This window comes from Niastella soli, from assembly GCF_017742245.1.
GTDB lineage: Bacteria > Bacteroidota > Bacteroidia > Chitinophagales > Chitinophagaceae > Niastella > Niastella soli.
Genome location: NZ_JAGHKO010000024.1, coordinates 151,004 through 171,422, shown reverse-complemented (window position 1 = coordinate 171,422; position 20,419 = coordinate 151,004). Strand labels below are relative to the sequence as shown.

At 42.1% G+C, this 20,419-nt stretch carries 15 protein-coding genes; 9 read left to right on the top strand and 6 right to left on the bottom strand.

Annotated features, from left to right (window positions below):
• Window positions 1-10 precede the first annotated feature (10 nt).
• From J7I42_RS33505 to J7I42_RS33490, 4 genes are all read right to left on the bottom strand, one after another.
• Complete coding sequence (locus tag J7I42_RS33505; protein ID WP_209144642.1) at window positions 11-628, bottom strand: hypothetical protein; 618 nt, start codon at window positions 626-628, stop codon at window positions 11-13.
• A gap of 816 nt (window positions 629-1,444) precedes the next feature.
• Complete coding sequence (locus J7I42_RS33500; RefSeq protein WP_209144640.1) at window positions 1,445-1,939, bottom strand: Imm26 family immunity protein; 495 nt, start codon at window positions 1,937-1,939, stop codon at window positions 1,445-1,447.
• Between the two features lie 11 nt (window positions 1,940-1,950).
• On the bottom strand, window positions 1,951-2,823 hold the full coding sequence (locus J7I42_RS33495) for an RHS repeat-associated core domain-containing protein (protein ID WP_209144637.1): 873 nt from the start codon (window positions 2,821-2,823) through the stop codon (window positions 1,951-1,953).
• Window positions 2,824-2,854: 31 nt separating this feature from the next.
• Window positions 2,855-5,479, bottom strand: coding sequence for an RHS repeat domain-containing protein (locus tag J7I42_RS33490; RefSeq protein WP_209144635.1), 2,625 nt, complete (start codon window positions 5,477-5,479; stop codon window positions 2,855-2,857).
• Between the two features lie 238 nt (window positions 5,480-5,717).
• Here J7I42_RS33490 and J7I42_RS33485 point away from each other — a divergent pair, with 238 nt between their 5' ends.
• From J7I42_RS33485 to J7I42_RS33445, 9 genes are all read left to right on the top strand, one after another.
• On the top strand, window positions 5,718-6,503 hold the full coding sequence (locus J7I42_RS33485) for a hypothetical protein (RefSeq protein WP_209144633.1): 786 nt from the start codon (window positions 5,718-5,720) through the stop codon (window positions 6,501-6,503).
• 44 nt (window positions 6,504-6,547) lie between these two features.
• Complete coding sequence (locus J7I42_RS33480) at window positions 6,548-7,174, top strand: hypothetical protein (protein WP_209144631.1); 627 nt, start codon at window positions 6,548-6,550, stop codon at window positions 7,172-7,174.
• Between the two features lie 20 nt (window positions 7,175-7,194).
• Window positions 7,195-8,091, top strand: coding sequence for a LysR family transcriptional regulator (locus J7I42_RS33475; RefSeq protein ID WP_209144629.1), 897 nt, complete (start codon window positions 7,195-7,197; stop codon window positions 8,089-8,091).
• A gap of 53 nt (window positions 8,092-8,144) precedes the next feature.
• Window positions 8,145-9,113, top strand: a complete 969-nt coding sequence (locus J7I42_RS33470) for a YeiH family protein (RefSeq protein WP_209144627.1) — start codon at window positions 8,145-8,147, stop codon at window positions 9,111-9,113.
• 281 nt (window positions 9,114-9,394) lie between these two features.
• On the top strand, window positions 9,395-9,898 hold the full coding sequence (locus tag J7I42_RS33465; RefSeq protein ID WP_209144625.1) for a DUF2004 domain-containing protein: 504 nt from the start codon (window positions 9,395-9,397) through the stop codon (window positions 9,896-9,898).
• 40 nt (window positions 9,899-9,938) lie between these two features.
• Window positions 9,939-10,577 carry a M949_RS01915 family surface polysaccharide biosynthesis protein gene (locus tag J7I42_RS33460; RefSeq protein ID WP_209144623.1) on the top strand — a complete coding sequence of 213 codons (639 nt, stop codon included), beginning with the start codon at window positions 9,939-9,941 and terminating at the stop codon, window positions 10,575-10,577.
• Between the two features lie 17 nt (window positions 10,578-10,594).
• A complete protein-coding gene (locus J7I42_RS33455) occupies window positions 10,595-11,125 on the top strand; it encodes a hypothetical protein (protein WP_209144621.1) in 531 nt (176 codons plus the stop codon).
• Window positions 11,126-11,157: 32 nt separating this feature from the next.
• Window positions 11,158-11,643 carry a hypothetical protein gene (locus J7I42_RS33450; protein ID WP_209144619.1) on the top strand — a complete coding sequence of 162 codons (486 nt, stop codon included), beginning with the start codon at window positions 11,158-11,160 and terminating at the stop codon, window positions 11,641-11,643.
• A 98-nt stretch (window positions 11,644-11,741) separates the two neighbouring features.
• Window positions 11,742-12,386 carry a hypothetical protein gene (locus J7I42_RS33445; RefSeq protein WP_209144617.1) on the top strand — a complete coding sequence of 215 codons (645 nt, stop codon included), beginning with the start codon at window positions 11,742-11,744 and terminating at the stop codon, window positions 12,384-12,386.
• A gap of 95 nt (window positions 12,387-12,481) precedes the next feature.
• Here J7I42_RS33445 and J7I42_RS33440 read toward each other — a convergent pair whose 3' ends face one another.
• Together J7I42_RS33440 and J7I42_RS33435 are read right to left on the bottom strand one after the other, a co-directional pair.
• The gene (locus tag J7I42_RS33440; RefSeq protein WP_209144615.1) at window positions 12,482-12,928 is read right to left on the bottom strand and encodes a hypothetical protein; all 447 of its coding nucleotides are present in this window, start codon (window positions 12,926-12,928) and stop codon (window positions 12,482-12,484) included.
• A gap of 8 nt (window positions 12,929-12,936) precedes the next feature.
• Window positions 12,937-20,394 carry an RHS repeat-associated core domain-containing protein gene (locus tag J7I42_RS33435; protein ID WP_209144613.1) on the bottom strand — a complete coding sequence of 2,486 codons (7,458 nt, stop codon included), beginning with the start codon at window positions 20,392-20,394 and terminating at the stop codon, window positions 12,937-12,939.
• Between the last annotated feature and the right edge of the window lie 25 nt (window positions 20,395-20,419).

Below are 20,419 nucleotides of genomic sequence, written 5' to 3'. Positions count from 1 at the left end.
CCTGGCGCTGTTAGCCGAATCCGCTATTCTTGTTAGGATATACCGGAATACCGGAGGCAGCAGCCTGATCAACTACCTTTGAAGCATCAATATTATAAAAGTCATCTTCTACTGAAATAGCTGTACCATTATTATAGGTAACATTTTCCAGCGTAGCTGCAGGATAAATATCCTGCTTTTGCTGTTCCGTTAATACCGCACGGACATTGCCCAGGTGGTCTTTTATAAAATAATCGTAATTCACTTGGGCTGAAGCGGTCCCACTAGCCGGAGTAAATCGTATTCGGCCTTCTTCATGGCTGATCAACTGCAGTCTATCAAAATAGTCATTAGGATCGGCAGGACTGGTTGATTTGCTTTCATATACCATGCCACCTACGTAGGAGGTAGTCGTGGTAATTGTTTTGCCCGCAACGCTTTTATCTAATACCGTTTTGCTTAATTTATTCCCTGCAGCACCATAGATATAAGTAATAGTTCCCTTGTTGCCCCCATCTATCTGCATTTGCCAGGGCAGGTTCAAGTAAATGAAGAAAATAATTGTTTTTGCAGTTGTAGTAATTGTTATAATTAATTTACCGCCCGTACATTGGTTTTGGGCCAGAAGATCTACTATACAGTAACGCAACAGGCACATTTACATTTGATGAGGCAAATATTTCAGGCAGAAACTATGAATTGTGTTTAGACAATTTTCAGGCATTTAAATCTGTTCAAAAAAAGGACACATTGCTTTATAGAATTACGCCAATTAGCCTTATCGCATTTTGGAGGTGGAGCGATTATATAACAAAAAAAAAATACAAGCTACCTTATAAATCCTGGAAAGACATAGAAGCTATACGAGGCACGATAGCAAATAAAACGAATTGGCAAGCTTTTTAGGAACCTGTAGTAACGAAACGACAATTCTGAGTAATTTTTTTGGGTGGTTACAGGTTACAAGCAGATTCGTTGGAGTCTTATAATTTAATTAATATAAAATCAATGACTTCTTTTTTGTTAAGCAATGATCAAGTAAATGGGGCTAATCTTATTTCATTGATTTCGTTATACCACTACGATTCCACAGAACCATACAAGAAGAGTTCTACACAGTTACCTTCAGAAAAAAATTCCCCAACACACTCGACAAATTACAAGCTGATCTTGACCTGTGGCTAGATGAGTATAATAATCAGCGTACTCACCCTGGCAAATACTGTTATGAACGAACTCCAATGCAAATATTTTTAGAACCCTTACCTTTATCTAAACAAAAGATGCTGCAAGATCTTCCACCTGCAGCATAAACTATTTAATCCGATTCCCTAGAATTACTAAAAAAAATCCTCAAACTGTCAGACCATATACTAACTAGAACAACTTAACTGCCAATAGAATCTATGCATTTTATTTGATCTGGATTTGATACTTGTTCCGTTTCCAGTGATGGATATCAAAACTACCCTAACCCAAACATCTTCTTAAACAACGCGATCAACCTTTCGTTATGTACATTCCTTACGCCATTGTAATAATCATTTATTCTTGATTCTACATGAATTCGATCATGAGTGCCTGCCAATTGTATCTTACCTGTTTTAATCCAATCTTTTTTAATAGCATCTTCAATTTCTTCTTTATATACTTCATAGAAATTTAAATTTTCAACACTAGTCGGCGAAGGAGTAAAATACCTTGGGTAGAAATTTTCCAATTTACCCTCTAATGGAATGTTCAAAATTTTAGTCCAATAACCGCTTTTGATTGTTGAAAAGTTTACATGCGCTGTAAAAAGAATATCACATTTAATAATGTTATCGTAATCGATTCTTTCATCCTTTGAAGGACAGTCATAAAAAGCAAAGGATTCATCTATAAGAACTCGTCCATATGTATGCCATCCTTCCTTAAAAGGGATTTTTATCAGATCTCCTACCTTTAATTTTACGGCCATTTTTTATTAATTTATTTGTACAAATCATTATAATTCACCAATGGCCCAAAAGCCAAATTAGATGCAGCGTAATAAGTTGCATTTAAAGGATTATATTCCCAAACTGGATTTTGTATATTCCCCATGGAAGCACCGGCATTTTTATAACTTGCATACAGTTGTTGTTCCCGTCCCCTTATAGCAGCATAACCGGAAATTTCGGTAATAATCACCTCTGAGCCAGGATCTACCAAACCGGGCATAGCAGGCATTCCGGTTGCTTTTTCGAGTTTTGAAAATACACTTCCGCTTATGCTCCTATCCATTACTGCCTGACCATAACCAGCTGCATTCATCCTATGGGTTTTATCATACTTATCTAACACCTCTTGAGCAGTTTTACCATAACCGCTACATCGTCCCACATAGATCTTGCCTCCAGGCCCAACTTTATAATATGTAACGTAGAATCTTTTTTCTTCAAATTTTCTTGCAAATTCACCAACTTTAACCCGTGCCCAAACAGCAGCTCCAATTAAAGCGCCAATTCCAGTGGAACTCGTTGCGGCTCCACCTAATACACCTTCTGCAACACCACCTCCTAAAGGTATGGCTCCTCCAAATGCAAACGTTCCTGCCCCTCTATTATCCGATTCTTTTTTCTGAAAAGTAGCAGTGACTGTAACTGGTGCTAAAACCACAGGATGTGAACTGTCAGAAAGAAGACCTTTGGGATCGTTTAATAAAATTGGGGAATTATTCGCAAAAACAAATGGAGAAAATCGCTCAGCTTCTTCTGCCATCGGATCAACTTGATGAAATCTGCCAATTTGTGGATCATAACTTCTAAAATCTGTAGAATACAACTCCAACCCACTTCCATCTGTGAACTCTTGATTCTGCAACTCGGTTCCCCCATTGAATTTGTATTTATTTTCATAATAACCAGATTGAACTTATCCCCGCCATTGTCAACCCAAAAGGATAATAATGCGTTTCTTCAACTAATGGTCCTTTTGTATGGATTACTTGTAAGTTATCAAAGAACACATCGTACTGACTTTCATTGCTACAGTACACGTAAATGTATCCATTTTTCGGAATATTAATAGTAGGAATAGTATTGTTATCATGCGTTTTAAATGTTCCATCGGGATTAACTGCCGCTCCCACCATATCGAAGCCGCCGCCTACCCATTTGAATTGCTCATCCAGTATGATCCAGTTTATTCCTGCTTTTGGCCGGCTTGAGCTTTGATCTGGCTGGTTGCCTATTAATTGGCCAAGGGAAGTAGGAAATCCCGGTTGCCCGGTTATTTGCGATCCCGTAATTCCCTTCCCGGAGATTAAGGAGGTACCAGCAAAACCATTAATTATTTCAGAAACGATAGCCCCATTCACAGATGAGGTATACCCTGCTACCGGCATCTTATGATATGATTTGCCAAAAATATTAATGGCATCACCGGCCATAACTTTCAATATAAACCCAAGGCCGGTTTTGTCGGCCGGCGTATTCCCAGAAGCATTTAGCTTATACAACCTGGTACTGTTAGCCGAATCATTACTATAATAATTATTGTTATAAACGCTATTTTTGTTTGGATATACCGGAATGCCGGAGGCAGCAGCCTGATCAACTACTTTTGAGGCGTCAATAGTATAAAAATCTCTTTCCACTGAAATAGCAGTACCATTATTATAGGTGACATTTTCTAACGTAGCAGCCGGGTAAATATCCTGTTTTTGCTCTTCCGTTAATACCGCACGGACATTGCCAAGGTGGTCTTTTATAAAATAATCGTAATTCACTTGGGCTGAAGCGGTCCCACTAGCCGGAGTAAATCGTATTCTGCCTTCTTCATGGCTGATCAACTGCAGTCTATCAATATAGTCATTAGGATCGGCAGGATTGGTTGATTTGCTTTCATATGCCATACCACCCACGTAAGAGGTAGTCGTGGCAATTGTTTTACCCACAACGCTTTTATCTAAAACCGCTTTGATTAATTTATTCCCGGCAGCATCATAGGTATAAGTAATAGTTCCCTTGTTGCCCCCATCTATCTGCATTTGCCAGGGCAGGTTCAAGTGATTGTAAGTGATTGCGCCAATTGCCTGATCAATATCCGGGGTACCGATCATTTTTTTATTCAGGTCAACAATCATGTTTCCATTTACATCATATCCATAATCATTGCTGTTGTCATTCTTATCCGTAAAATCACCCAGTCCCCAGTCGCCGCCTACAGTGCCTGATGGATTAGTAGCCCAATCCTTTACATACTTTAACTTATTCCCACCACTATTATAATTATATTCCAGCTCATCGATCACGGAACTGCTTCCTAATTTTAGGCCCTTTTGTTTCATTGACCTAATATTTCCATTTTCATCATAAGCAGGTAATCCCCTCACTGCATTTCCCATTTCCATATCAAACTGAATGGTAGGATGATCAGCATAACTGCTTCCATTAAACTGTGTAAAGTCGGCGCCTACTATCCGATTGGCCTGATCATATGTATATCCATATGCCCTCCGTTCACCATCTCCTTTACTACGCCACTTGGTACCGGCAATGTTTCCATTAAACTGGCTTATATCAAATCCTTTATCATAATTCAATTCCATCCCAAACCAGGGGTTTTGCCTATTCGGGGTGGCCACACCATTGACATAATCTTTATTAATACCCGTCAACCAGCCACGGATGTTATAACTGTAATCTAACACTTCCAATGGGTCGTTAGCAATAGCTGTATAATTTCCCGATATGTCTTTCTTATGACCCAGCGCCTTGTGAACTAATTGCCCCAGTTCATCGTACTCATTTTTAGTAATCAGCGCTTTTTTATCGCTTTCATCGTTTATTATTTTCCATATTTCCCTTACCCGTCCGGCATGATCGTATTCTGTATTGGTTTTTACACGTAAATGGAAAGGGTTTCCACCCTGGAAATTGGCATGATCAAGGTAGCTGCTCAATAGTTTTCCGGTAAAATCATAGAGATTGGTAACAATATCAGTTCCCTTTAAGGTCTCCCCGTTTGTTTGTAGGAGCCGGTTACGGTCATCATAAAAATTTACTGTAGCCAGCCAGTTGCCAGCAGCCAGGTTACCAGGATCTGAAATAACCCGCACTTGGGAACCTGTAATTAAACCTGTTGTAGATTTTTGCGCTATAGACTGCATTGTTAAGGGATGCAGATTACTACCAGCGTCCAGGTAACTATTATACCCGTCTATAAAGGTTTTATTTGTCCAATCGTATTTATCATAATACGTTTTTGTCAATGCAGTAAAGTTATAACCTGCAGGAAGAGGATTGGAGTTTATCGTTATGCCATCCAGTACTCCCAATGATGAGGAATTTGCTACTGTTTGACTATTTACATTTTGTTGTAATACATCGCGGTTACTGGTGAAACCAGTCATCATACCGGTCATCACCGTCCTGTTCGTTGCATCATACAAGGTCGCCATCCATTGTCCTTTACTGCCACTTCGCATATTTCCGTCCTGGGTAAACACCAACCGGTCACGGATGTCATATACCATATACACCCAGTCTGCGCCTGGCCTGTATGGCCGGTATAACTACTTCAGATTCATGCCAGAGATATAGATATCCCGGAGATGTCCCGGAGTTAACCCAGCGATGACTTCGAGATATCCCGGCTCTTTTAAGGGCCCGGGATATCTCCGGTTTAACACAAATGCACAGATGAATTATTTTTATAACATTAGTATATACGTTATATTTAGGTAGTAAATCATAACCATTAAAACCTTAATTATGGCAACACTTATTAATGACATTCAGATTACTGGATCACTTGGAAACCTGAGCTATTATAAAATTCGCGGCTCAGATAAGATCGTAGTTCGAAGAAAAGGCGACCCTAGCGGCAAGCGGGTAAAAGAAGCGCCTGAGTTTGAAAGGACTCGTGAAAATAACAGGGAATTTGGCGGGCGGTCAACCGCTGCTAAGTACATAAAATCCAGCCTACACGCACTGAACGTTATAGCTGATTACAATTTTACCGGGCCGCTCAATGCTTTATTAAGACTTGTTCAGGTTACAGATACCGTGAGTGACAGGGGGGAAAGAAATGTGCTGATCTCAAAAAATCCACGGCTGCTGGAAGGGGTTCAATTGAACCGCCGCAACCAGTTAGAATCCATTGTAAGAGCGCCGCTCTCCTACTCCTTACAGGATCAACAGGTCGTTATAGATCTTCCTGAATTGATCCCTGGCATCAACTTCATAACGCCCGCCAGTTATCCTTTTTACCGATTTATTGCTTTGACAGCAATGATCCCCGATTTTTATTATACAAGAGAAAGGGGAAAATACCAGGCGCAGTTCGGCAGCTATAATACCATAAATAGATCAACGGACTGGTTACCCGTTACCAGCCGTACAAATGCTTCCAAACTGATCATTGACGGATTTCCTGCCAATAAACCTGATAATGCAAGTATCCTGATAGCTTTGGGCATTTCCTTTGGCGCTATAAATGGCGCCGAAATAGAACCGGTAAATTACGTTGGGGCAGCACGGATTATTGGTATGATATAAATAAATAATATTAATTTTGGCCAACCCCAAAAATCCGTATACCCATGATTGTATTTTCTGGCCGTAAAGTGGCAAAGATCAAAGAGTTTACCGATCACACACAAAGTTGTACAAGTTGTAAAGCCTTTGATCTAAAAGTAAAAGTATTCAGGCAGTATCGTCACATTTACTTTATACCATTTTTACCCGTTGGTGAAAATGCAGTAGATATAAGATGTAATGTATGTCAGGCTCCCGTACTGACTGAATCATTAAAAAAAGAGTATGCCAAAACAGCCCGAGCCCCGGTGTATTTGTATTCTATGCTCATTTTATTGGTCTTGTTGTTGACATGGATTGGGTATGGTATTAATAAAGATGGCAAAGATTCCATACTGTTTGTTGCCAATCCCAAAGTAGGCGATGTATATATAGTTAAGGACTATCAGAAAGCATCATCAGTGTGGTATTTTCTCAGGGCGGCAAGCGTAGCTGGCGACACAGTGCTGGTTTATCATAGTCATCTTCAATATGCTGGTTATGTTAATACATTTAACAGCGATGACTATTTTGTAAAAAGTGAACAGCTTTATTATACAAAAAAGGAATTGAAACAGATGTTAGAAAAAGGTGAGATCAATGGAGTTAAACGTGACTATGGAGATTATGAAGGATTTAACCGACTTAAGTAAATTTCGCTTATCATTGGCAAATGTTTGATTTCCGACTAAAGGTATTTTATACAGTTGCCCGCCGATTGAATTTCACCAGGGCGGCGGAAGAGTTGTTTATTACCCAACCTGCCGTCACCAAACATATTCACGAAATTGAATCTTACTATAAAACCCAGTTGTTTGAGCGGAACGGTACCAGAATAAAACTGACACCGGCTGGTGCCGTTCTGCTTGAACATACTGAACAGCTTTTTTCTATTTACCGGAACATAGAATTTGAGCTGGCGGCCATGAATGAACATGCACAGGGCACCATTCGTATAGGGGCCAGCACTACCGTGGCACAATATGTATTGCCTCCCTACCTGGCTTCCTTCAAACAAAAATTCCCCGATATAAACATTGCCCTTACTGCCAGCAATACTGAACATATTGAAAATGCCCTAGCCGCCGGTAAAATTGATTTTGGCATTATAGAGGGCCAGTCAAAACGCCCACAGTTAAAATACACAAGCTTCCTTAAAGATGAAATGGTATTGTGTACCCGCACGGGCAATCCGCTTATTAAAAAACAAACTATTTCGCTGGCAGCATTGAAAGAATTGCCCTTACTCATGCGCGAACAGGGCTCCGGTTCCCAGGAAGTGATTGCCGCGGCCTTAAAAAAAGCAGGCCTTAAAATTTCCCAATTAAATATAGAAATGGTACTGGAAAGTACGGAAAGTATAAAGTCGTACCTGGGCAGTTCTGACAGCTTTGCTTTTTTGTCTGTCCATTCAATCCTGAAGGAATTAAAAAGCAATGAGCTGGCCATTATTGAGATCAAAGAACTGGCTATTGAAAGGTATTTTTACTTCGTAAAACAACAAGGCGATAACCAGCCGCTGCCTGAGTTGTTTATGAAATTCATCACCTCTAATAACTTAAAGTTATAGCAGATTAAATCTTGTCATTTCATGGCCGGTTGGCAGTTACTGACCTTTGCGCCATGGAAACTGATAATGTTACACCGAAAACGAAGCGTACTTTCTTAGACAAAGCTATCACCACCCGGGAGCTGATCTTTTTACTGGCCCTTATTTTTTGTTTGTCCCCGCTTATCTCCCCACCAGTGGCATTGTTACTGGGTTTGGTCATCGCCCAGTTTATCGGGCATCCCTACCTACATTTAAATCACAAAGCCACGCATATTTTACTGCAGGCATCTGTGGTGGGACTGGGTTTTAACATGAATGTAACCACGGCGCTGCATGCCGGAAAAGCGGGCTTATTACTTACTGTGGCCTCTATTTTTGGCACCTTGTTTATTGGGACACTGATCGGTCGCCTTTTTAAAATAAATAACAAAACGGCTTATCTGATCGCTGCCGGGACGGCTATCTGTGGGGGCAGCGCCATTGCGGCCATTTCACCGGTTATAAAAGCGGAAGAAAAGCAAATAAGCGTTGCCCTGGGCACCATCTTTATCTTAAATGCCAGCGCCCTGGTGTTGTTCCCGCTGGTGGGGCATTATTTACAGCTCGATCAAACCCGGTTTGGACTCTGGTGCGCCCTGGCCATCCACGATACCAGTTCTGTAGTAGGTGCGGCCAGCAAATACGGAAATGAGGCCCTGGAAATAGCCGCCACTGTAAAACTGGTGCGGGCATTGTGGATCATTCCCGTGGCATTTTTCAGTACGTTGTTATTTAAAAACAAAGGCGCCAGGATCAAGGTGCCTTATTTTATCGGGCTATTTGTGGTGGCTATTTGTCTGAATACGTATGTTCCCGCCATACAGCCTTTCAGTAATACCATTGTCAGCATATCAAAAGGCGCGCTTACGGTCACGCTCTTCCTCATTGGCTGCGGGCTTTCAGGTAAAACGATTATGTCGGTAGGCTGGAAACCCGTTTTGCAGGGGCTTATTTTGTGGTTGATCGTTTCAGTGGGAGCGCTGGTGGTGATAATTGTCTGAACTGGGATTTCTGGGATTATTGGGATGAATGGGAGCGGATGCATGCGCCGTTTGTCTTCATCCCAAACCATCCCACAAATCCCAATTATCCCAGTTCAGAACTTTCTTCCATTGATCTTTTGTGTTATTTTGGGCCCGTCTTTTACTCGATGGCGCATCAGAGGCTCATAGCAGTAAATTGCGTTGATTGCATCGGCTGGTTTAAAGACTGGTACCCCGAAGAATACAAACAATATTATTTATCAGCAAAGAGTAAATAAAAGATCCAACAAATATATCTTATGAATCCCTATATGTTACCTCATTTCGGCGAAATTGATCCGGCTGCATTAGAAGAATATTATGGCGCTGTGGTTGAATTTAACGGCAGAGAAATTGACCTTGACCTGAATTTTGACAATAAGTCCATTGACGTCGCTCGTTTGGAAAAAGTAAAGCAGTTTTTGGATAACCTGGCCAGCTATGATCTGAAAAACAAACAATATATTGATCAGGATTTTGCGAATGAGGAGGACTGTGATACCATTGTAACGTATGTGGAGCATCACCTGGGAGAAATGGAAGAAGAGGAACTGGCAGCATTGATCGATTTTGGAAATGCATCTGTTGACCCGGAAAGGCAATTTATCAATGCACTGCATTTGGTGCGGGTAGGCTTTTACCCAGATTCCCAGGATACATTTGTTGTTTTTGATTATTCCATTGGCCGGGAACTTACCGATTATCTGGTGGTCATCAATACAAACGAAAACGGCGAGCTGGACCATATCTCCATGGAAAGCTAATATTCACTTTTTACCAAACGCATTCCTGTCAAATAATAGCATGACCAATTTACTCGTACTTTTTCTTGGCCTCACTCCCCTGCTTCCCCTGACTATATTAGCTCAGGGTACCATTAAAGTAACTGCCATCGACAAAAGCAAATTGCCGGCAGGTATTAAATTCCCCGGTAAATTAAAACAAGCCATTCGCTGGAATGATCTGGCCGGTGATAATATTGTGGTCACCAGCGAGACGGGTATTTATACAAACCCCAAATTCAAACATGAAAACGAAGGCCGGGACGCGGAGCTGTTTGCTTTTCACTTTATAGTAAGCGATTCCATACAACAAACCTGGAAAGTGTATGATCTTATCAGTGACTGTCCGGTTGATCTGGAAGCCAGTTTTGTAAAAAACACCTTGCAGGTGACCGATTTGAATAACGACGGTATAGGGGAAGTATGGGTCATGTACAGGACCGTTTGCCATGGCGATGTTAGTCCGAGCGACATGAAAATAATCATGTACCAGGGCAAACAAAAATACGCTATGCGCGGCACCAATAAAGTGCAGGTGGGTGAAAAGGAGTTTGAAGGCGGTGAATACAAATTTGATGCGGCCTTTACCGCAGGTCCTGCGGAATTCATGCAGTTTGCCGTGAAACTATGGAATAAAAATATACAGCAAAAGTTTGAGTAACAGACAGCCCCTGCCCTATGTTCTATTTTAAGACCATAACCATACCAAACACTTCTCCGGAGCTCATTGAAAGGGCGATCCGGTCCTATACAGTAACCAGAAGCTCTTATTTTGATTTTTTAATAACTGCCGGTGAAGACCACGACAAAAAATTCTTTACTGGTATAGAAAGAGGAGATATTTTTCTGATTACCCGGTTAACGAATAGTGACCGCCTTGTCGGAAAAAAAATAATTAACTCCTGGAGTAAAGGCGGAAGAACGAAGATTTTTGTGCGTTTTAAAAAGAATAATGGGTTCACAACCTACCAGGTGCGGCCTGGATTCTCTTCCATCGTGCTCCTTTGCTTCTTTTTTTTCTGGTTAGTAATAGTGGCAAGGGCGTTATCTGTTAGTGGGAGTGACTTTGACCTGCTCTTCATAATCTTAATCTTACTTACCGTAAAGACGGTAATCATTTTAAAAGAGATACAAATAACCCGTAAACTGATCAATAAAGCCATTCAGCGGACACTTGATGATGACATGCTTTCCAGCAATATTTTGTAATAAGCTTATAAAATCATAATTATCCTATACCCATGTTATACTTCAAAACTATCAAAATTGAGAACGCCGACCCTGAAATGGTGGAAAATGCGATCGTTTCTTTATCTGATATTAAGTCTACCACAATTGACTTTAGAAAACCATGGCGTTCTACAACTGAAGGAAAGTATTTTTTAGGCTTCGACAATAACAAGGAATTTTTAATTACCCTTATACAATCGTCAGGGCGGACCATTCCCAAAGTGATCTTTCGGTTTCGAAAAGTAGATCAATTCATTTCCTATCAAATAAGATTTAGTTACGGCGTTTTAATAGCTTTCTGTTCAATAGTAGTTACCCTGTTTGCACAGTTTATGTACCGGTATACAACAGGCCACCCTTCTTATGAGCCTTTATTTATAAACCTTTTTGCATTAGGACTGATCCTGGTGTTATGCTGGATGGATTTCAAAAAGACCAGGGCCCTTATTAATAAAGCCATAGAAGAAACAGGCCGCCTGGAGGCAATAAGTATGTAAAAAGGACGGTATTCTCTTGTTTAAAGAGCCGTAATAGATAATTGGTTTCCAGCAATATTTCGTAATTTCCCTATGCAGGTAAATTAAAAGTTGCAATCATGTTAGAACAGCTAATTGAGATCACTAATTCGGAAGCATTTATCCTGAAGGGAAACCTGATCATAAATGAAGTGGTGGCCCGTCAAAAGACATTTGATCTGAAGATCAGATTTATGATCATTGACCACATCAATGACCTTATTCAGTATGAGGGGGAGATCTTTTGTGAAGGTCACGGGACCTCCAGCCGGTTAGAAGGATTAAAGTTCCCATACAACCGGATCAAATTATACACCTCGCATCCGGCACTTTGGGAAAATAATAATATACTGTACCTGAATTTGCAAGGGTCCGTTACCAATGTAGCAGAACTGATAGGTGATCTTTACATTGCACATAACAATGCCTGTGGTAACTGGATCGATTTTCACCGGTTATTTTTCAGTATTCCGCAATGGATCAATACAAAAGAAGGGGCCACCATCCATATTCCTGAATCTTTACTCGAAACATACCAGCCCATATTCAATAAACACGGGGTAACCTTTTCAAAAAGAAGCACGGATAAAGGAAAACATAAACACTCCCTGCTTTTGTTTGGTAACCCTGGTATCAGTCCGGATAATTTTTACTTATTGCAACCCTATATAATAGCGGAAAAGTTCACCGTAACGATGAACGAGGTGAACAGGTTAATGTATTAGAGGGATGTCTCAAGGCATCGAACCTATAACTAAAAAGCCAGGCGGTTAGGCTTGGCTTTGAGTGTTCAATACTTCAATTATTTATACATCACCCACTACATTTGGCTAATTTTGGGAGATAAAATAGTTACTATTAAACAAAGAAAATTGACTAGATACACAATAAGTAATGTACCGGCAAAAAACACAGGATATAATACATCGACTTTCATTTTACCTCCCGGATCAACTGTAACATAAAATCTAGGTTTATGAAAAAGAAAATCCGGCAACTCATATAAAAGGTAAGTAACACACAAAGACATAACAAGTGACAATAAGCAAACGACAAACAAAATAGACATACTTTTATTAACGAATGCGTTATTATTCCCCGCAATAAATATGGCTAAGGAGGTAATTGCGATCAAAAACAGCAGGGAGTATTGTAAATTCCTTGAGCCAACAAGCCAGCCATTATTTATCAATATAACGTCTCTCGTTCTTATTACAATAGCAACTATAAGACAAATAATTGGCACTCCAATAAATAAATACTTCATACTTTTTATTATTGATTTTCTTTATCGTCAGTTTTTTGGGTCGCGCTTGTGTTTTTATAATAGCCTTGAGGCGGGGCGGCGGATGTACTCCTGATTGTTTGTACCGCGGCATTCACAGAGTTTGTCGCGGCCTGGTTTAGTCCATTTTCCGAAGCCAAACCTCCACCATATTCTTTTAATCTCTTAAGTGCGGCAATAAATCTTTCAGCATCCTGACTTAAGGCTGTTTCCGCTGATTTAGTATCAATTACTAAAACGGGTATACCTCCGTACTTTGTTACTAATGGGTTTTCAAGTAGTTGGTTTACGCCTCTCTCAATAATTTTAAACAAATCCTCATTACCTGGCGATACTATTTTAACCTCATGCACAAATGTAGTCTTTCCGCTATAACTCTGGTCCATTGATTGACGATGCAAGTATTTACCGAAGACATTTTTTCTAACATCATCAAAAACATAGTGATAAGTAGCACCTTCAGAACCTGCCTTTGGAGTATATGTTATTGTATAATCGGTTAACTTATCCGGTTCGAAACTAAAACTAACAGTTTGGTGTACGAGTTGTATTTCCCTAACTAACTTATCGCTATTAAAAAAAGCACTTACAGGTCCTTTTAACACCTGGTTAGGAGCTGCATCTGCAAAAAACCTTTCCATCATTTCAACCTCTCCTGCGATCCCATATAAGGTATTCCAATTCGTCTTGACGTCATGGAACCTTTTATCTGAAGCCATTATATTGACTCCATACCAGGATGCTTTCTGTAAATGGGCCAAAGAGGTATTATAAGCTTTGGAAAATCCTGCAGCAAGTAGTGGATGAGCTAACGCAAGATTTTGAATAAATTGATCTGCATCAAACAATGGAGGCAATCCAGGTGCTTCCCCATCAATATCAACAAGTAAAACTGGATTATTTGCAGCGAATACATAAGGGCTTTGTCCCGGAAAGGATCGCACAAAAGGATCGACGCTCAAAAACTTTCCGGCTCTGGGATCATATATTCTTTCTCCAAAATCTAACTGCAACCCTACCCCTTTCACCTCATTATCGTTCTCCTTGCCATTAAACCCATATCTGTAACCGCCAGCATTATAATTCCTTGCCGGCTGTAACATCCCAAATGGATAATAGTCCTGCGCACTTACAACATCTGCATCAAAGTGATCGATCAAAGAACTATATGAGCCCGAAGATACAGCTATTTTCTTATCCCCTATGGTAGCCAGTACATTGCCCAGGTGATTGGTTAATTCGTAGATCTTTTCATTGCGGGTAAAGGTACTTATGGCATACTTCCCTGAACTTCCCGGTAACAGGTCGAGTACCGGCTCTTTCGTTAGCTGTGTCAGCATTCCCAGCCTGCTGTTGCCAAACAGGTGTACCTCCGATTGTTTCGTTGTCGTTCCATCCGTTTCATAAACACTCAGTACATTTCCATGGGCGTCCCGAACATACACAGTGGTTTTGCCGGCAACTGTTTTAGTGATACGATAGCCCGAAGGATCGTAGGTATATTTAATTTCACTGCCATTTTTTCTAATGCTGGCAATTTTTCCATACACTGTCCATGTAATGTCGCCGGCGTTGGTTATCCCTGCTGACGCATCCTTGGTGAGATTACCAATGGCATCGTATTTATAGTTATCAACACCCTGGGTCTCCAGGTCTTCTGTATAAGTACTGTTGGTTACAGCATCTGTTATATAGTTAAGGCGGTTTGTATTGGCATCGTAGTGATAAGTAAGATCATCCATATCGGCCTGACTTCCAACGGCGGGCGCTCCCTTCCGGTTATAGGTCATTATATTGCCATTCGGATCATAACTTACCGCTTCTGCATAATCTGCAATGGAAGAAGTTCCTGCGCTCCACAGGTTATTGGTTGCATCAAATCCATTGTATGCCTGCATGCTTACCAGGCGGTTCAATTGATCGTACCGGTAATTATAAAACAAGGGGGCAGCATTGATGCTTGTATTGTTCTTGGGGAATCCGCTATTGTTGATACTGATGGCGCCTATATTGCCATTAAACAGGGAGACAAAATTGCTGCTGGCAGCCGGCCGGGCAAAAAGAGAAGTACCCACAACTGGTTTGTAATCCAACCAGGTTTTGGACCCTTCTACCGCATCGTAATAATGCAGGGCATAACCAACTACATCTCTGGAAACCCTTTGATTATTACCGGCTGCAAACCCATCTTCGCCTATATCATACACACCGGTGCCGGGGGTTGTACTGTTCACTCCTTTCAGCCAGCCTTGTAAGGTATAGGCATAATCCAGGCCCTGCACCCGCAGTTGACCTAATTCTGTTCTTGCAAGCGGTCCGTGTTTGTAATAATTGTAAGCGGCATCGCGTTCCCAATATAATTTGTCGCGACTGGTCTCCACGCTGGTCAGCCGGTTTTCGGCATCGTACTTATAGCGGTGATAAAATTCATCGGAAGAACCTGGCTGATAGCTCACCATATTGACTTTTCCACTGATAAGGTCATAATCATACGTTATTAACTTAGGCGTCATTCCCTGCACACCCAGAAAATCCTGCAATAACTTATCTACGTTGCCATGAATGTCGTACGTATATAAACTGGCTGTGTAATGAGGATCGTTATTATCCTTTTCTCTGACATACGTATAACTAACGCGGTTACGTAAATTGTCCTGGGTAAAATTCAGCCCCTGCACAGAGGGGAACACCTTGTCATATACGGTGACGATCATCTGCTCTTTCATTCCTCCGCTTCCATTGATCCAGTTACCAAGCAGGGTCTCATTTTGGCTGGTGAACTGATTCATACCGGCGCTTTGCGGTTTTTGCCCTACTTCTTTGATGCGACCAAAATCATCATAGAGTGTATAGCTATACTTGGTATCTAAGTACTGCTGTGCACTCTGACTAACAGCCAGGCGGCCCAGTTTGTCGTACCAGAACGTAGAAGTACCGCCATCCGGTGAAGTTTGGGCTACTACACTATTCAAACTGTTGTACCGGTAGCTGGTAACCAGGTTATGGTCACGGGGAAGGTACGAACCATTAGCCCTCGCCGCTTTAACGCTATCGGCAAATGAGGGCCTGAAAGCCGGATTCACGCCTTTGGGCGGTACGGTTTTTACCAGGTTGCCGGCCAAATCATAATAATACAACGTGTAGTGATATTCGCTAACCTTATACCCTACCTTAAACTCTTCCATATTACCGGCAGCAAGGCATTTTTGCCGGTATTGCGTTTCAAAATCTGCAGTCAGGGCTGCTACTTGTTGCTGGTATTGCTGCTGGGCAATGGCTACAGCCAGATCTTTTACATCCTGGCAGGGATCTTCATGCTTCAGAATGTCCGTATTATCTATTAATGGTTTAGCATCAGGGCAAACCACCGTTTGTGTAGCGTTTGTGTTATCATTATAGTTGGCGAGGTTACAATTACTGGCTTTTGCCTTAGCCGCATAGTCCATCCAGGTAAGTTGTAACCCGGTGCGGTAGTTCAGGAACTGCGCATAGAGCACATTATCGCGGATATCATTGGCAGTAAGGTCTTCGCTGCTGAAAACAGCGGCATTGTAACCGGGAAACAACATTTTGAATTCTGCTGTCAGCGCGCTCAGTGTTGCGCAGCTAATGCAATTATTGGCGGCGGTAAACCCACATTTTAAAAATCCGGGTAGTGGCTGGGGCGACGCCAGCGGAATGTAGGTATAATCGTTACAGATTTTTTTAATACAGTCCCAAGATTTAACGGAACCTTCCCACGCTACAAAACTACATCCACATTCAGCAGGAGTAGTGGTGGAAGGCACTTCAACCCGAACTATCTTCTCATAACATGTAAATGTACCAATTGCCGGGCATCCTTGTTTGAGGCTGGCAAACAACTCCGGCGTAATAGTTTCACCGTATTTTGTATATAGGTATTCGTTAAAGGAACCTAAATTGTTCGTGTCAATTTCGGCAGCCGCCGCCTCAGCCTTCAACTGGGTAAAGCGTTTACAGGTACAGGTGTCTAATTGTGAAATGGTGCTCTTTACAAATTCGGGCCCTTTATTGTAAGGCTTGGGAAATTCGATAATAAATGGATTGCATAAGTTATCTTTTGCAATGCCATACTGTACTACCAATACATCATTGATCACTTTTTCAAAATTACGTGGTGACCCATCATCGGGCAGTGATGGCCGAACCTCTGATGAACCAAATGGATTGGCGTCGTCGCTGCCTTTTGTACAAACACTTACCAGGCCAGCCATGATCTCGCTTATTATCTGGTCTTTACTGGCATGATTAGCTATGGTTGGGCATTGTAACAACGCTTTTGTCCATTGTACGGTATAGCTTGCGCACCGGTCAGCGTAGGTTTGCTGCGGTGTTGCGCCGCCAGGAATTGTATACGGATTAGGCGCTTCCGCTCCCATATACCAGGCCCAGCCATTTCCGGCGCCATTTGCCTGCTGATTTTGCCCAAATTGCTGCGCCAGTTGGGTATTGCTCGTTGGGAATTGTAAGAGATAACCCTGGTCAACCAGCGTTTGTGCATTTGAAAGCGGTACACTATTATTTATATAAGCATTTACCTGGTTATCGCGTTCCGTGGCATACAGATTTTTGAATACATTCCATACACGATCTTTTTCAGCAGTGCTCAGATTATTGTAGGGAGGCGTTTTAGGCGCACTCGTATAACAATTGTCTTTATCCGACGCAACAGCCAGGTTTTTACAGGCAACATCGCCATACGCTATTTGCCATAAGCTTAACCCATTTAAATAATTATTAGATATTTTATCAACCATAGCCGCTTTATATCCAGGGGCCTCTGAATAAAAGTTATCAGTCAGATTACCAGCCGAAGTAAAGATATAATTATTAGCAGCCGCCTGGGCATAGGTGGTGGCGCCGTTAAAGTTGCTGATCCAGTTATAGCTGTTGGCTAGATGATCTTCGGCAAAAACCAGTTTGTCGTATTCCGGATGGTGAGGCAACAGTGCTTCGGCCCAGGAGTTTTGAAACGCCTCATTAAAAGCATCTTTACTGGTGTTGTTCAGTTTATCCAGCGTATTTCCTGGTTGAATGATTTCGTCCACTAACCCCTCAGTGGTCCTGTACCGGTCTTCATTTTTAGTCCGGTTCCAGGGAAGTCGGTAATTACCCGTTGTAAAAATATTGTAGGTAACACCCATGGAGTTGCTGGCTGTTTCCTGTGCATATTGACCACTGTAGGGGATCATGTCATTCAGCATCAGCTGACGTTTGGTGGGTAACGGGCTTGTGCAGCTGGCGCAGCTATAGGCTGAAGGCGGTACCGCGCATTCCGAGGTAGAGAGTAAACTATTGGTAATAGTGGTAATCAAATCCTGCTCGGTCGTTGGGCATATTGCTTTTGACAGGTAGAGCTCTTTGGCCGCCTGTAATGACGCCTCGTTGATGGTTAATGTCTTTCGGATTGAATACGACCCTGGCAGCAGCGTTGTGTCAAAGGTAAAGGCGAAACTGCCAACAGGATCAGCACAATTATCGGTAACGGAAGCTTTAACGTTGTTAAACTTTTTTATAATGGGGTCCGTATCGCCGGATTCATCCGTGATCGAAATTTCAAGATCATACTGGCAGTCGTAGCAAACGGATGCACCTCCACAGGCATTTAACTGTAACCGTTCCGGATCCAGTTTGTATACAAATGTATAATTGGTAGTAGCCGGGACTAATAAGCTATTGATCGATTCAATACTGTTGTTTTTTGCAATATTTGAATTTCTGTTCAGCAGATTGCGGGTAATGCTGTCACCGGCTTGTCCCGGGTAATCGCTTTTGTTAAGCGCTACGATATTGGCCGGCTCACTTCCTGCCAATGCGGTGGCAACCGTTCTTCCCTGCATATCCACATAACTCACACTCATTTGACCATTGGGGTCTTTCACCATGTTCTTGAAATAATGGGTGTAGATCCCCGCTTCCGTACCAAACAACCCGTCGAGTTCTTCCTGGGCAGGCGTGCCATAATAATATTTGGTTTCATGTCCCTTGCCCATTTGAAAGGCGGCGCCTGGTGCACTTTGTGCCATAATACGGCCGCTTCCATCGGGTGTATAACGAGTAACAACATACGGATACCCTTCCGCATCGGGCGTATTGGGTGAATTGCTTATAGCCACACCGCCCGCGCTGTAGTATTTGGCGGCCCCTCCACTTACATTCATTTCAGGAACTGTGCTGCCTGTACTGTTCAGGGCCTGCAAATCAAAAAATTTAGTAGGATCATCACCTGGCGACTGTCCGTTGAACAGGTTCAGCTGGCTGTAATATTTCATAGCCGCATCACCGCTTGGCGTGGGTAAGATCTGCACGGCAGGCCGTCCCTGTCCGTCGTACAAGGTTTCGGCGGTAACAACCGTATTGGTAACATTATCTTTTGTTACCGTTTGTCGATTACGCAACGAACCATCGTAAAATTGTGCCACTGCTTTTCGCTTGCCTTCTTCTGCATAGCTAACGTTGGCCTGCCAGTTCATGGCATTGTCTGCGAATCCATTGACTGTTATAAATTGGACTGGTGCCCATGGCCCATCGGTCCTGCTGCCTGACTTCTTTATATTCACAGCCCGGATGCGACAGTAAATGGTTCCGCTGCTGTACAACGCCGGTATTTTATAAGCAAATACGCTGCCCGGCAGATCAATACGGGTTGAATTATTTTTAAAAACCAGGTTATAATCTGTTACCCCGTTTATTTTGTACGCATCCGCCATTTCATCCTCAACCCAGGCCCATTCCAGCTGAGTATGGGTGTTGCCTGCATTAGGCTGTATCGTCCAGGAAACAGGCAGTTCATCATCCGTTGGACTCGAAAGCGTAAGCGTTGGCTGCACGCCGGTCTGCAGGTCATAATAACGGGTGACCCGCATTTCATTTTCCAGCACCAGCTGGGTTTTGGGATCAAAATTGCCAATGGGGGCGCCCTCCACATGCATAACGGTCACTTTCACATACTCGGCATCATCCAAACTCAGGTATTGCCGGGCATCATATTTTACGCCTTTGTCTTTTGTATATGTAACTGAAAGGGTTTTAACAGGCAGCGTGTTTACGGTTCCCGATCCTGCCAGCCTGTACTCGATCAATAAATCGACAGATGCGGTAAAATCCACCGGAATAATATCGAATGTATCCTCTAAGACCTTTAATGTAATTATATTCTTTATCTTCTTTGTTTGTTCATTGGCCCACACATAATTCATCGGTGCAACCGCGCCATCTGCCAACTGAGCCAACTGAATCACGTTCGTCCCACTACTGACCTTTCCAGGCGAGCCTGCTAATACATAAGAATTGCTTGTTTCAATACCATCATCGCCCGTGGCAAATGACGTCGTATTAAGGAACAACAGGATGATTCCCAATAACAACACCGGCAATTTGTACGTCAGGCATTGATGGTTGTTTGATTTTTTTATTATGCTTGGCATAAACGTCTGTATGGCTTGATTAGGA